Raw genomic sequence first — 15040 nt, 5'->3', positions numbered from 1 at the left:
TGTACTCAATTCGACTGATCGTATGCCACTACGCTCTCTTCCTCACCAGAGTGTAAATGACAACCATTATCCATCAACCATTCCTCGTCATAAGTTTCAATATCAAAATATTTTTCATATTTATCCACATTATCACAAAGTGAAAGTGCTCTGATCTTATTCATAATCAAACCTGTACCAGCAGGAATTAATCTTCCTACTATAACATTTTCTTTTAATCCACTTAAAGGATCACTCTTCCCGCAGAATGCTGCTTCTGTAAGTACTTTTGTTGTCTCTTGGAAAGAGGCAGCAGAAATAAAGGAGCTAGTTTCAAGACTTGCCCTAGTAATCCCCTGCAGAATAGGAAGATAATGAGTAGGCCGTTTGCCAGAGTTACTCATAGCATCATTTTCCCTATCAACTTCCAGCTTGTCAATGCTTTCGCCAACCAAGTACATAGTATCACCAGGATCAGTAATTTCCACTTTTTGTAGCATTTGTTTTAAGATCACCTCTAAATGCTTATTGTCTATACGAACACCCTGCAATCTATAAACTTGCTGTATTTCAGAAATCATATAGTGCGCTAAAGCTTCTAACCCAAGCACACGTAAAATATCATGGAGATCAGGGTCACCATCCATCAATAGATCACCTTTACGTACAAAATCACCTTCATTGACTATTACATGCTTACTTCTTGATACCAAATATTCAACTGGAGAAATTTGTTCATCTACAGGTTTAATTAATATACTGCGTTTTCCTCTACGGTCTTTTTCAGAAAACGCTACATAGCCATCTATCTCACTAACAATAGCATGCTCTTTAGGACGACGTGCTTCAAATAACTCTATAACCCTCGGTAAACCACCAGTAATATCACGAGTTTTAACTGACTCTCTTGGTGTTCTTGTAATAACATCACCTGCATGAACCTTCTGGCCATCTTGTACATTGAGCACTGCACCGATTGGTATAAAATAACATGCTTCAACGCCACTTGCGAGTGTCATTACTTTACCATTATCGTCAAGCAGCACAATACGAGGACGTAAATTAGCTCCACCAGAATGCAATTTCCAGTCTTTTACTACTTTGCTTGATATTCCTGTAGATTCATCCATCACTTCAGTGATCGAAATTCCATCTTTTAAGTCCTGATAAGACACTGTACCAGTCTTCTCCGTGATAATAGGCAATGTATAAGGATCCCATTCCGCAACTTTATCGCCAATTTTTACTGACCCACTCTCATCTACATAAAGCTTAGCGCCGTAAGGTACACTGTGCTTCAACTTCTCACTACCAAGGCTATCAATCAACACGACTTCACAGGAACGGCTTATCACAATTTTATTTCCGTTTCTATCTATAATTATATTACTATTGTTTAACTTTATTTTAGCATTAATAGAAGCTATAATATTCGAGGATTCAACGCCTCTAGTCATTACTCCACCTATATGAAAAGTACGCATCGTTAACTGAGTACCTGGCTCTCCAACAGATTGAGCAGCTATAACACCAACTGCTTCACCTATTGAAACAATTTTACCAGTTGCAAGGTCTCTTCCATAACATAAAGAACATACACCAGGACTTATTTCACAAGTTAAAGGCGATCTAATTTTTACAACATCAAGACCTGCAATGCTGATTTGCTTTACTTTATCCTCATCAATTAATTCCCCTGCTTTTACTAATAATTCTTTTGTCACTGGGTTATATATATCATTTGCAGCTGTTCTACCCAGCACAACACTCTCTAGAGATGCAACTATAGTACTTCCTTCAACTGTAGCTCTCACAACAAGACCATTTTTTGTTTTACAGTCATGCTTTGTAACTATGCAATTTTGAGATACATCAACTAAACGACGAGTTAAGTATCCAGAGTTTGCAGTTTTAAGTGCAGTGTCAGCTAAACCTTTACGCGCACCGTGAGTAGAATTAAAGTATTCAAATACGTTCAATCCTTCACGGAAATTAGAAATTATAGGTGTTTCTATAATCTCACCAGAAGGTTTGGTCATGAGCCCTCGCATTCCTGCTAGCTGTTTCATCTGTGAAGTAGAACCCCTTGCACCAGAGTTAACCATCATATACACTGAGTTGTACTTACTATTTCCATCATATATAGATATTGCTTTTAACATATCATTAGCTATCATATCCGTACACTTAGACCATTCATCTATAACCTTGTTATACCTCTCACTTCTAGTTATTAGCCCATCTTGATATTGCATAGAGAATTTCTTAATTTCACCCCTCGCGTGATCAACATGTGTAGCTTTAGTTTCAGGTATAACCATATCACAACGACCAAAAGAGACACCAGAAAATGTGGCATACTCAAAGCCAAGTACCATTAATTTATCAGAAAATGCCACTGTAGCACTTTGACCACAGTTACGATATACCAAATCAACTATACCAGTTATTTCCTTGACTGTTAATATCTGATTTATTAGATCGAAGCCTAGATTCTCATGCTTAGGAAAAATTTGCCATAATATTAAACGGCCAGGAGTTGTACAAACAGTTTTATAGTGAGTTTCACCGCTGCTATTAATATACTCCATCCTATACTTTATACTAGAATGAATATGTAAAGTACCATCACTCAAGGAATGCTCAACTTCACAAAAAGCACCAAAAGATGGTAAATTATCTTCCTTAGGTTCTTGTAAAGTCAGATAATATATACCAAGTACTATATCTTTACTAGGAACTATAATCGGTCTGCCATTAGAAGGACTTAAAACGTTATTAGTGGACATCATCAACACCCTAGCTTCAAGCTGAGCTTCCAATGAAATTGGCACATGCACTGCCATTTGATCACCATCAAAATCAGCATTAAACGCCGTACAGACAAGCGGATGAAGCTGTATTGCTTTGCCTTCAATAAGGATTGGCTCAAAAGCCTGAATACCAAGTCTATGTAGCGTAGGCGCTCTATTCAACAAAACAGGATGCTCTTTTATTACCTCTTCAAGCATATCCCAAACTTCTGGTTTTTCTGCTCTTATCAACTTACTAGCAAACTTAATAGTTGGAGCCATACCATACATCTTAAGCTTTGAGTAAACAAAAGGTTTGAATAGTTCAAGAGCCATTCTTTTTGGTAATCCACACTGATTTAGTTTCAAAGTTGGACCAACAACTATTACAGAACGTCCAGAGTAGTCTACCCTTTTTCCTAAGAGGTTCTGGCGAAAACGACCCTGTTTTCCTTTTAACATATCACTAATGGACTTTTTATATCCAACAGCACCAGCTTTATTTACCAAAGTATTACGACGACTATTATCAAAAAGAGAATCAACTGCTTCTTGTAACATCCTTTTTTCATTACGAATCATAATCTCAGGAGGATTTAAGCTCAACAATTTCCTCAACCTGTTATTTCTATTAATAATAGTCCTATAATGATGATTCAGATCAGAAACTGCAGGACGACCACTCTCAAGCGATACCAAAGGACGCAAATCAGGTGGTAAAATAGGTATAGTTGTAAGTATCATCCACTCAGGCCTATTTCCAGATTTAATGAAGTTTTCAACAATACGCAATCTCTTTATAATTTTCTTTCTTCTTATCTCAGAAGCAACAGATTCTAATTCTAGTCTTAAATCCTTCCTAATTTCATGTAAATCAAGGCGCGTTAGCAACTCTCTTATAGCTTCAACACCTTGCATAGCTACAAAACTATCGATCCCATAGCTATCTTTAGCTTCATTATAAGCTTTTTCACTAATAATCTCACCTTTTTCAAAAGGCGAAACAAGAGGATCTATTACGATATAATTATCGCTATATAAAATATTCTCAATATCTCTGAGAGACATATCCAATAATGCTCCAATTCTTGAAGGAAGCGATTTCAAAAACCATATATGAGCAACAGGAGATGCAAGCTCTATATGACCCATCCTTTCTCTTCTTACTTTAGAAGATGTAACTTCTACTCCGCATTTTTCGCATATGCGACCTCTGTGTCTTCTTTTTTTGTATTTTCCACATAAACATTCATCGTCATTGACAGGGCCAAAAACCTTAGGGCAAAATAATCCACCTTTCTCAACTTTGAACGTACGATAATTTGCAGTTGAAACATCTTCTATCTCACCACAAGATATACGCTTAATACTTTCAGGGCTAGCAATCGATATGCTAACCTCATTAAAAGGTTGTGCAATGTTAGTGTGAGATATATCTTCAATCACTACATCATTTTGCTTTAAATCTACATTTAAACATAAAGAACGTAGTTCTTTTATCATCACATTAAAGGATTCAGGAATTCCACATTCAAAATTACTGTCACCTTTTATTATCGATTCATAAATCTTAACTCTACCATTAATATCATCAGACTTCACAGTTAACATTTCCTGCAAAGTATAAGCAGCACCATAGGCTTGTAATGCCCAACATTCCATTTCACCAAAACGCTGACCACCAAAATGAGATTTTCCTCCAAGAGGTTGTTGAGTAACCAAACTATAAGGCCCTACTGAACGCGCATGAATTTTACCATCAACCAAGTGGTGCAACTTAAGCATGTACATGTAACCAACTGTAACCTTGCGGTCGAATTTTTCACCACTGCAACCGTCATATAATACAGCTTGTCCAGAGTTATCTAAACCAGCAAGTTCAAATAATTTTGCTATTTGTTCATCTTTTGGACCCTCAAATACAGGTGCAGCAACAGGAACGCCATCACGTAATTTGCGTGCAAATTCAATGAGATTATTATCACTAATATTACGAATATCATTACAGATAGATACGTTACTGCCATAGCTATAAACCTCAATCAGGAAGTTACGTAAATTGCTGTATGAACTTTTACAAGAGTTCAAATAGTTCTCTACTAACTCATTCAACTCGTCATTTAGTGCATTCTTATTAGGTGTATTTAAAACAGAAGCCGTTATTTCATCATCATCAATATTTTCAATTTTTTTATTATCAAGGTATGCTACTGCAAATTGTGTAAAATTATCATCGTTAAGGGACCTAATTCCCTTGCAAAAAGCACTTTTGATCTTATTGATCTCATCGAGAATATTACTTACCTTTTCCCCTAATTTTCTACAAGCCCAACCTACATGCGTTTCCAGTATTTGCCCTACATTCATTCGTGAAGGAACACCAAGAGGGTTAAGAATAATATCAACAGGAGTACCATCTTCCAAATAAGGCATATCTTCCACTGGCACAACTCGAGAAATCACACCTTTATTTCCATGTCTACCAGCCATTTTATCCCCTGGTTGCAGACTATGTTTCACAGCAATGAAAACTTTTACTGACATCGACACACCTTGAGGCAGGTCATAACCTTCATGTAATTTTTCTACTTTTAGCTTAAACTGTGCTATTGCATGTGATACTTTTTCATCAAAATCTTTTTTTAAGCTCTTAACTTGCTCAGAAATGGATTGGTTTTTTAATCCTATACCCCACCATTGCTCACGTTCAATAGAGTCAAATTTTTCTCGATCTTGAGAACCAGAATTAATAAGAAGTTTCTTCAGTTCATCATAGAAATATTCACTAGTAACATTGATTATATAATCTCGCTCTTCCTCAAAGTCATTTATCTCTTTTTGTTTGATGAGTAATGCCCTTTCATTTTCTTCAACCCCCCTGCGTGTAAAGACTTGTACATCAATTACTGTCCCTTCAACATCTGGAGATGTATATAAAGAGGAATCCGCACAATCGAATGACTTTTCACCAAAAATTGTCATTAATAACTTCGTTTCAGGAGGCAATGAAAGAGAAGGTTTAGGTGTAACTTTACCTACCAGAATATAGCCTGGACCAACTCTTGTACCAATTTTCACTATACCACTATCATCCAAGTGATATAGATTTTCTTCATTAACACCAGGTATAGCACGAGTTATTTTTTCTGATCCTAAAGGGGTATCATGTACAACACAGTCAAATTCTTCTATATGAATAGAAGTAAAGAGATCTTTTTTAACAACTTCACTAGAAATAATAATAGAGTCTTCAAAATTATAACCTTGCCAAGACATAAAAGCGACTAGCAAATTTTTACCAAGCGCCAACTCACCACTGTTAATTGCAGGACCATCAGCTATTACATCACCCTTTTTAACATAATCACCTACGCACACTAGCGGTCTTTGATTAATACAAGTATTATGGTTAGAACGCTGAAATTTCCTTAGATGATAAATATCTACGTCCAAGTAGTTAACCCTTTCTTTATCAAAAGCACGTATAACTATAGAGTTACTATCAGAACTATCAACTATGCCATCGCGTTTTGCTAAAACTACAGCACCAGAGCCAGAAGCTACAAAAGACTCCATACCAGTAGCAACCAGAGGAGCGGTAGGCTTCAATAAAGGTACGGCCTGACGTTGCATATTTGAGCCCATTAATGCTCTATTAGCATCATCATTTTCTAAAAATGGAATCAAGGAAGCTGCAACTGATATTACCTGCTTAGGAGATACGTCAATGTAACTAACTTGGTCGCTACTTACCATGACGAAGCTACCAGCATATCTACAGTATAGCATGTCATCAACAAAGCAATTATTTTCATCAAGCTTTACGCTAGTGTCAGCTATATGATGTGAGCCTTCGTCTATAGCAGAAAGATACTCAATTTGATCAGTAACAACCCTATTGACTACTTTTCTATAAGGGCTTTCAATGAAACCATATTTATTAATACGCGCGTATATAGCTAAGCTGTTGATTAACCCTATATTTTGCCCTTCAGGAGTCTCAATAGGGCAAATTCTTCCATAATGAGTTGGATGAACATCACGCACCTCAAATCCTGCCCGTTCTCTTGTTAAACCGCCAGGACCTAACGCGGATAACCTTCTTTTATGTGTTATTTCAGATAACGGATTAGTCTGATCCATAAATTGAGATAATTGAGAAGAATTGAAGAAATCTCTTAAGACATTAGTTAACACTTTTGGATTAATAAAATCAGATGGAGAAACTTTATCTAAACTAGAAGTGGACATAGAATCAACTATTGCGCGTTCCAATTTCAACAACCCAGTTCTAAATTGATTTTCTATAAACTCTCCAACTGATCTTACTCTTCTGTTTCCTAAATGATCAATATCATCTACAGATCCTTGACCGTCACGTAACAATACTATTTTTTTCACAATTTCAATAATATCTTCATGCGTTAAAACAGTTAAATCCTCATCATAATTTAATCCAAGGTAAGAGTTAAGCTTCAACCTACCAATGTTAGACAAATCATAATATTCCGGACTGAAGAAAAGATTACGGAAAAACTCTTCTACTATCTCTAAAACAGGAACTTCACCAGGACGCAAAACTCTATATATTTCATATAGTGCATCCTGATAAGACATGTTTTCATCTAAGAAAAGCGTATTTAATATATAAGGTCCAACAAACAAATTATCTATGTTCAACACTGATATTTCATCTACAGATAATAACTCAAGCTTCTTTATGTCTTCCAGCTTTATAGATTCACCAGCAGATAAAATTTTCGTAGAGCTAGCACTATCCATTAAATCTTCTGCGAGGAATAAACCACATATAGAATTAAAAGGAACCAGATACTCTTTCAATTCATTATCATATAGCTTTTTAGCTAGTCTTGAGGTAATACAAACGTTAGCTTTAAGCAGCACATTACCTTCAATATCCATTAAGTCGAAAGGCAGCCTCACTCCTTTAAATTTATCAGGAACAAAAGGCACTTTCCAACCATCTTTATGTTTTACATACTTTATTTTCTCATAAAATCTATCGAGTATATCATTATTTGATAGACCCAACGCCTTTAATAAAACTGAAATTGGCAATTTTCTTTTTCTATCAACACGAAAATACAAATGGTCTTTAACATCAAATTCAATATCAAGCCAAGAACCCCTATAAGGAATAATTCTAGCAGAATAGATCAATTTACCAGAATTGTAAGTTTTTCCCTTATCGCTATCAAAAAATACACCAGGAGACCTATGCATTTGTGAGACGATAACTTTTTCCACACCATTAATGATGAAAGTGCCCTTATCAGTCATCATAGGCAACCCACAAAAGTGGACTTTCTGCTCTTCTATAGATTTTACAACGGTTGCAAGTTTAGAATGATCTCCACTCTCTTTAATCGATTTATATTCATCAAGAGAAATACCATCCTGCATAACAACAAGACGTATAGAAGCAATAACCTGAGCAGAAAAAGTTACACCACGCTTTATACACTCAGATTCATCATACTTAGGATCATCTACCCTACAACTTATAAACTCAATAGTAGCCCTACGCAAAGGATCATTTATTGGAAAGATTGTATGAAAGATAACTTCAAGTCTTTCATTACCCTTATTCTTAGGAGTAAAAGAATCATATGATTCTTTTTGAACCTTAACCAAATCCAATAAAGAATCTTTTAAATCAATCGACCTAGAATAAGAAACTCTAGGAACAAAAGCACCAGAAGCGTACATATAAGAAGAATCAACCATTAAAATACCCCAAACTAATTAAAAGAGCTATATCAATATAAAATTAATACATTAAATATTATTCAAGCTCCACTTTAGTTGCTCCTGCTTCAATAAGTTTTTGCTTGATTTTTTCTGCTTCGTCTTTAGGAACATTAGCAGTCAAATCTTTAGGTAAAGATTCAACCAACTCTTTTGCTTCTTTTAAACCCAATGTAGAATTAACCTCTCTCACAGCTTTAATAACTCCTATTTTTTTACTCGCATCAATTTCTTTAATCACAACTTTATACTCAGCTTTTTCTTGAGCAGCAGGAGCAGCAGCATTATCACCAATAGGCGCCCCAGCACCAACAGCTCCACCAAGAAAAGAACCAGCAGGCAACCCTATTTTCTCTTCTAAAACTTTTACAAGTTCAGAAGCCTCTAATAGGTTTAAAGATAATATTTTATCAACCAAATCACTTGTTACATTACTCATAATTACCACCTTACTTAACAACAAATTTATTTTTTAGAACTATAATAATCCAAAACTCTCATAAGCCTCATAGAAGATGAATTAATAGACAACGCTAACCGAGCAGGAATATCATAAGATATTAAACGCATAATTTTAACACGCAATTCATCCAGAGAAGGCAACTTAGCCAGTTTATTAACATCTTCCACTGTTAACAATTCATTTAAATGAGCTGCGCAAATCACAGACATTTTTTCTTTGTTAGCATTAGTAAAATCAACTATTAATTTTGCAGCTTCTACTATGCCACTAGAGTATATAATAGCAACAGGACCGGAAAATTTGCCTGATAAATAAGAGAATTTACCAGTCCTTTCCAAAGCCAAGCGCGCTAGAGTGTTTTTAACTACTAATACCCCACCTGCTACAGACTTCAGACTATTCCTCAGAGTTAATGAATCATTAGCATTTATAGATTTAAAATTTACCAATATCAAGAAATCATTATTTACAAATACGTTTATTGTGCTCTGTATAAATTCATCCTTATCTTTACGCTTCACGGTATCACTCCCTTAAATTATATCTTCCACTTTGCCTATCTTATAAGCTTTACCCATAGTTGAATTTAAAAAAACACCCTTAAAGTAAATTCCTTTCGCAGAAATAGGTTTATTATCTTTAATTACTTTAAGAAAGGCTTTTAAATTTTCTAGCAAGTCATCAATATCAAATTTAATATTTCCTAATTTACCATGAATAACACCATTTTTATCTGTTCTAAATTTTACCTCACCAGACTTAATGGTTTTAATAGCTTCTGCAATGTTAGAAGTCACAGTACCAAATTTAGGGTTAGGCATCAGCCCTTTAGCACCCAATACTTTTGCAATAGGAGTGATTTTTGCCATAAAATCAGGAGTAGTAATGCACCAATCAACATCTAACTTTCTACCTTTTTTTATTTCTTCAACTAAATCCTCTCCTCCTGCAATATCAGCACCAGCTTTTTCAGCTTCTAATAAATGTTTATCTTGAGCGAAAACAGCTACTTTAATATTCTTCCCGATACCTTTAGGCAAAACTACTGTACCACGCACCTGCTCTTCAGATTTACGTGAATCTACGCCTAAATTGACCGCAATATCAACTGATTCATTAAATTTTGCTGAAGCAGACTCAACAATCTTCTTCAAACACTGCTTAGGATTATCATTATATGTATTCATTTACCTAACCTTCCACAACTTCTATACCCATAGATTTTGCAGTGCCTACAACCATTTTCACTGCTGAATCTTCATTATCCACTTTCATATCAACCATCTTGCACTTTGCTACTTTAATTATAGCAGACATAGGTAATTTAGCCACTAATTCTTTACCAGGATTACCAGAACTTTTACTTAATGTAGCCTCCTGCTTAAGTAAATAAGCCACAGGCGGACCGCTGACAGTAAAATCATGAGAGCGATCATCCTTTATGGAAATTCGCACTGTTACTAAATCGCCTACTTTATAATTAGCGTTAGCAGCACTAGTAACTTTATTAAAAGCTTCACAAAACTTAGGAACAGGTATACCACGTGGACCAAGTACTGAAGCAATTTTCGGTCCTGGAACTGCTTTCCCAGCTTCCATAAGTAAGTTAATCTTAGCAACTATAACACTCATAATTAATCCTCTATTTTCTCTACTTGAGCCAGATCAAGCTCTATTATTGTCGGCTTACCTAAAATCGATACTTCCACATTAATAATTTTTTTCTCATCGTTTACCATATTTACCTTACCAGTAAAATTTTGAAAAAGACCATCATTAATTTTCACTTTTTCACCTTTTTCATAACCATAACCTAACTTCTTTGTCTCTTGAGCATTATAAAGTGCATTACACATTGAGTGAATCTCATCATCCAAAATCACCTTTGGAATATTACCGTTTTTCAAAAATCCATAAACCTTAAGAGATTTTGGTATATTATTGATAAAATTCAATACTTCATCGCATAAATTCACGTATAAAAAGACATAACCAGGAAAGCATTTCCTTCGTGTAGCAATTTTCTTAGATTTCAACTCTACTTCACTTAGCTCTTCATATGGAATAAAAACTTCCTTAAAGTAATCATTAACACCCAATCTCATAGAATTTTCCAATATATGTTGGCGCACTTTCTCTTCACAATTGGAAGCAACTCTCAAGATATACCATTTATATCTATTAAATTCTTTACACTTTAAACTTATCTCATCATCTGAAATCATCTCAAAATCACCAGATTCGCCACTGCAGAATCCAGGCGTTTGATTCAAAATATTTTTGCTTTCATCACACAGATGCATATATACATACACTTCACATAATTCTTTTATATCAGACTTTGAATTACATACCGTTTGATAAGGAATAAACACTTCCTTAAAATAAACAGCATTACTTACCAATTCGCGTATGTTTTGCTCATATCCATAATCAACTTTAATGATATACCATTTATATTCACATTCCATAAATAATTCCAAATAAAGCCTTAATTACGTAAAGAGACATAAAATCCACAAAACAGAAGAAAATCGAAAAGCATAATATAACAATCATTACAACAAATAGAGATGACAACACCTCCTGTTTCTTTACCCAAGCAATTCTTCGTATTTCTTGCTTTATATCACAGAAAAAACCACACAAACTTTTTAACATTTCCACCACAACATTAATGCAGGAGCGATAGGAATTGAACCTACAACCTCTGGTTTTGGAGACCAGCGCTCTACCAATTGAGCTACACTCCTATAACTCAAACTCTCACTCCAAAATTTCAGAAACAACACCAGAACCAACAGTTCTACCGCCTTCTCTTATCGCAAAACGCAATCCCTTATCCATTGCTATCGGTACTTGCAATTCTACTTCTACACTCACATTATCTCCTGGCATTACCATCTCCTTCCCATCTAGCAATTTTATGCTCCCAGTTACATCCGTTGTCCTTAAATAAAACTGTGGCTGGTAATTCGCAAAAAATGGTGTATGCCTTCCTCCTTCCTCTTTCTTTAATATATAAACCTCCGCCTTAAATTTTCTATGCGGCGTTATCGTCCCCGGTTTTGCCAATACTTGCCCTCTCTCCACTTCTTCTCTTTTTGTTCCTCTTAACAATATTCCTACATTGAGTCCTGCACTTCCCTTATCCAGCAACTTCTTAAACATTTCTACACCTGTGCATATCGTCTTTTGCGTCGCTTTCAGACCTATTATCTCTATCTCTTCTCCCGTCTTTATCTCTCCCTTCTCTATTCTTCCTGTTACCACTGTTCCTCGCCCCGATATCGAAAATACATCTTCGATTGGCAATAAAAATGGTAAATCCACAGGCCTTGGTGGAACCGCTACATATTCATCTAACTTTTCCATCAATTTGTCTATTGATTTCTTTCCATATTCGCTGCTGTCATCCTCCAGCGCCTTGAGCGCTGAACCAACCACCACAGGCACTTCATCCCCTGGAAATCCGTATTTACTCAGTAATTCCCTCACTTCCATTTCTACTAAATCTATCATATCAGCATCAGCAACATCAGCTTTATTTATATACACCACGATATATCCAACACCTACCTGCTTCGCCAGCAATATATGCTCTCTCGTTTGTGGCATTGGCCCATCAACCCCCGACACTACCAATATCGCCGCATCCATCTGTGCTGCACCTACTATCATGTTCTTTACATAGTCAGCGTGTCCAGGACAATCAACGTGTGCATAATGCCTTTTTTCCGTCTGATACTCAACATGCGCTGTTGCTATCGTTATCCCCCTCTTCCTTTCTTCTGGCGCTTTATCTATCTGATCGTACGCTACAAAATTTCCATAATGCTTCGTTATCGCCGCTGTTAACGTCGTCTTCCCATGATCCACATGTCCTATTGTTCCCACATTTACATGCGGCTTTCCAAATGCTTCCACTACTGCTGTCATAATTATTACCCTTAATTATACTCTAACTTTAACTCATCAACCACATATTGTGGCACTTGCTCATAACAAGAAAAATGCATACTATACTGCGCCCTTCCCTGAGACATAGAACGCAAAACGTTGATATAACCAAACATATTTGCAAGAGGTACCGAAGCAGTAATTATTTTACTATTATTACCTAAATCGAGCATATCAGCAACATTTCCTCTTCTACTATTTATATCACCCATAACATCACCCATATATTCTTCAGGAGTAATGATTTCAACTTTCATTATAGGCTCCAGCATTTTTGGACCAGCTTTATTTGCCATCTCTTTAAAAGCACCTTTAGCAGCAAGTTCAAAAGCTAAAGGACTAGAATCAACCTCATGAAAAGCACCATCAAGAAGGGTAGCCTTAAAATCAATCAACGGAAATCCCGAAATTATACCACCTTCTCTTATCAACTCCAAGCCATTTTCTACCCCAGGAATATACTCTTTTGGAATAGCACCACCTACAATTTTACTTTCAAATTGAAACCCAGAACCAGGCTCAAGAGGTTCAAATTTTATTTTAACCTTAGCAAACTGACCAGCTCCACCAGATTGTTTTTTATGAGTGTAATCAATTTCAACAGATTTAGTGATAGTTTCACGATATGCAACCTGAGGAGCACCGACGTTAGCCTCAACGTTAAATTCGCGCTTCATTCTATCAACAATAATCTCAAGATGGAGCTCACCCATGCCTTTCAATATAGTCTGGCCACTTTCCGCATTTACTGACATTCTCAAAGAAGGATCTTCTGCAACCAACCTATTTAGAGCAATACCTAATTTTTCCTGATCTGAAGTGGTTTTAGGTTCCACAGCAATTTCAATAACAGGCTCAGGAAATTCCATACGCTCCAATAATATAGGAAAATCAACAGAACATAAAGTATCTCCGGTGGTTGTTTTCTTTAGCCCAACTAAAGCAACTATATCTCCAGCCCTAGCCTCAGTTATATCTTCTCGGTTATTTGCATGCATAAGTAACATTCTGCCAATCCCTTCAGTTTCGTTTTTTAACGCATTTGAAACGGTAGATTTAGACTTTAATTTACCAGAATAAATACGGATAAACGTCAAGCTGCCTACAAATTTATCCGTCATCACTTTAAATGCAAGAGCAACAAATTTCTCTTTTTCTGAAGGTTTGACCTCAATTTTCTTTTCTGAATCTTTAGGATCAATTCCAACAATTACATCAACATCAATAGGAGAAGGTAAAAAGTCAACCACACCATCTAAAAGTGGTTGTACGCCTTTATTTTTAAAAGCTGATCCACATAACACAGGAACAAATTTTCCTTTAATGGTCCCATTTCTCACGCATTTTTTCAGTAAATCCACTGGCAGATCATTAGACTCAAAGTAAGTATTCATCGCTTCATCATCCATCTCAGCTGCAGCATCTAATAAAAGATTTCGATATTCTTGAGCCTTATCAAGCAAATCAGAAGGAATATCTTCATAAGAAAATTTAGCGCCCAACGTTTCTTCTTGCCATATAATGGCTTTCATAGAAATAAGGTCAATTATACCTTTGAAATCTTTCTCACTCCCTATTGGTAAATGAATAACTAAAGGTGCTGCACCAAGCTTCGTCTTTATCATATCAACACATCGATAAAAATTTGCCCCTATTCTATCCATCTTATTAACAAAGCAGATACGAGGAACGCTATATTTATCAGCTTGACGCCACACTGTCTCAGATTGAGGTTCAACTCCAGCAACTCCATCAAATACAGCAACTGCACCATCCAAAACCCTTAAAGATCTCTCAACTTCAATAGTGAAATCAACGTGACCAGGAGTGTCTATTATATTGACCCTATGATCATTCCAAAAACATGTTGTTGCAGCAGATGTGATTGTAATACCACGCTCTTTTTCCTGCTCCATCCAATCCATAGAAGCTGCACCATCGTGCACTTCACCAATTCTATTTTGCTTACCAGTATAAAATAAAATACGCTCTGTTGTGGTAGTCTTACCAGCATCTATGTGAGCCATTATCCCTATATTTCTGTATTTAGATATTCCAATTTCCATATCACAATTAA

General features: G+C 35.9%; 9 protein-coding genes and 1 tRNA gene. All 10 read right to left on the bottom strand.

The annotated features are described in order from the left end of the window. Positions 1-5 precede the first annotated feature (5 nt). The 10 genes from ACQH2Q_RS00980 to fusA all read right to left on the bottom strand — a co-directional run bounded on the left by ACQH2Q_RS00980 (position 6) and on the right by fusA (position 15029). Positions 6-8519 carry a DNA-directed RNA polymerase subunit beta/beta' gene (locus tag ACQH2Q_RS00980; RefSeq protein ID WP_425383513.1) on the bottom strand — a complete coding sequence of 2838 codons (8514 nt, stop codon included), beginning with the start codon at positions 8517-8519 and terminating at the stop codon, positions 6-8. 58 nt (positions 8520-8577) lie between these two features. Beyond that, complete coding sequence (gene rplL / locus ACQH2Q_RS00975; RefSeq protein ID WP_007551887.1) at positions 8578-8979, bottom strand: 50S ribosomal protein L7/L12; 402 nt, start codon at positions 8977-8979, stop codon at positions 8578-8580. Between the two features lie 26 nt (positions 8980-9005). Continuing rightward, on the bottom strand, positions 9006-9524 hold the full coding sequence (gene rplJ / locus ACQH2Q_RS00970; protein WP_425383512.1) for a 50S ribosomal protein L10: 519 nt from the start codon (positions 9522-9524) through the stop codon (positions 9006-9008). A gap of 12 nt (positions 9525-9536) precedes the next feature. Beyond that, positions 9537-10190, bottom strand: a complete 654-nt coding sequence (gene rplA / locus ACQH2Q_RS00965; protein WP_425383511.1) for a 50S ribosomal protein L1 — start codon at positions 10188-10190, stop codon at positions 9537-9539. Positions 10191-10194: 4 nt separating this feature from the next. Then, entirely contained in the window at positions 10195-10635 is a 441-nt protein-coding gene (locus ACQH2Q_RS00960; protein WP_425383510.1) for a 50S ribosomal protein L11, read from the bottom strand. Between the two features lie 2 nt (positions 10636-10637). Next, entirely contained in the window at positions 10638-11474 is an 837-nt protein-coding gene (nusG, locus tag ACQH2Q_RS00955; protein WP_070356705.1) for a transcription termination/antitermination protein NusG, read from the bottom strand. Then, entirely contained in the window at positions 11464-11664 is a 201-nt protein-coding gene (secE, locus tag ACQH2Q_RS00950) for a preprotein translocase subunit SecE (RefSeq protein ID WP_022626186.1), read from the bottom strand. Before secE ends, nusG begins: the two co-directional genes overlap by 11 nt. A gap of 19 nt (positions 11665-11683) precedes the next feature. Beyond that, positions 11684-11756 (bottom strand) — tRNA-Trp (locus ACQH2Q_RS00945). A 13-nt stretch (positions 11757-11769) separates the two neighbouring features. Then, positions 11770-12942, bottom strand: a complete 1173-nt coding sequence (tuf, locus tag ACQH2Q_RS00940; RefSeq protein ID WP_010962309.1) for an elongation factor Tu — start codon at positions 12940-12942, stop codon at positions 11770-11772. Positions 12943-12953: 11 nt separating this feature from the next. Continuing rightward, positions 12954-15029: an elongation factor G gene (gene fusA / locus ACQH2Q_RS00935; protein WP_425383509.1), complete on the bottom strand. Its 2076-nt coding sequence runs from the start codon at positions 15027-15029 to the stop codon at positions 12954-12956. Positions 15030-15040: the final 11 nt, after the last annotated feature.

It is taken from the genome of Wolbachia endosymbiont (group A) of Melieria omissa (assembly GCF_964031125.1).
In the GTDB taxonomy this organism is placed as follows: domain Bacteria; phylum Pseudomonadota; class Alphaproteobacteria; order Rickettsiales; family Anaplasmataceae; genus Wolbachia; species Wolbachia pipientis.
The sequence above is the reverse complement of the archived record's forward strand: the minus strand, read 5'-3'. Positions and strand labels throughout refer to the sequence as shown.

Coding starts and splice junctions, on each gene's coding strand:
- rplL (WP_007551887.1), bottom strand. CDS start 8,979: ATGAGTAATGTAACAAGTGATTTGGTTGATAAAATATTATCTTTAAAC.
- rplA (WP_425383511.1), bottom strand. CDS start 10,190: ATGAATACATATAATGATAATCCTAAGCAGTGTTTGAAGAAGATTGTT.
- fusA (WP_425383509.1), bottom strand. CDS start 15,029: ATGGAAATTGGAATATCTAAATACAGAAATATAGGGATAATGGCTCAC.
- ACQH2Q_RS00980 (WP_425383513.1), bottom strand. CDS start 8,519: ATGGTTGATTCTTCTTATATGTACGCTTCTGGTGCTTTTGTTCCTAGA.
- ACQH2Q_RS00960 (WP_425383510.1), bottom strand. CDS start 10,635: ATGAGTGTTATAGTTGCTAAGATTAACTTACTTATGGAAGCTGGGAAA.
- nusG (WP_070356705.1), bottom strand. CDS start 11,474: ATGGAATGTGAATATAAATGGTATATCATTAAAGTTGATTATGGATAT.
- secE (WP_022626186.1), bottom strand. CDS start 11,664: ATGTTAAAAAGTTTGTGTGGTTTTTTCTGTGATATAAAGCAAGAAATA.
- tuf (WP_010962309.1), bottom strand. CDS start 12,942: ATGACAGCAGTAGTGGAAGCATTTGGAAAGCCGCATGTAAATGTGGGA.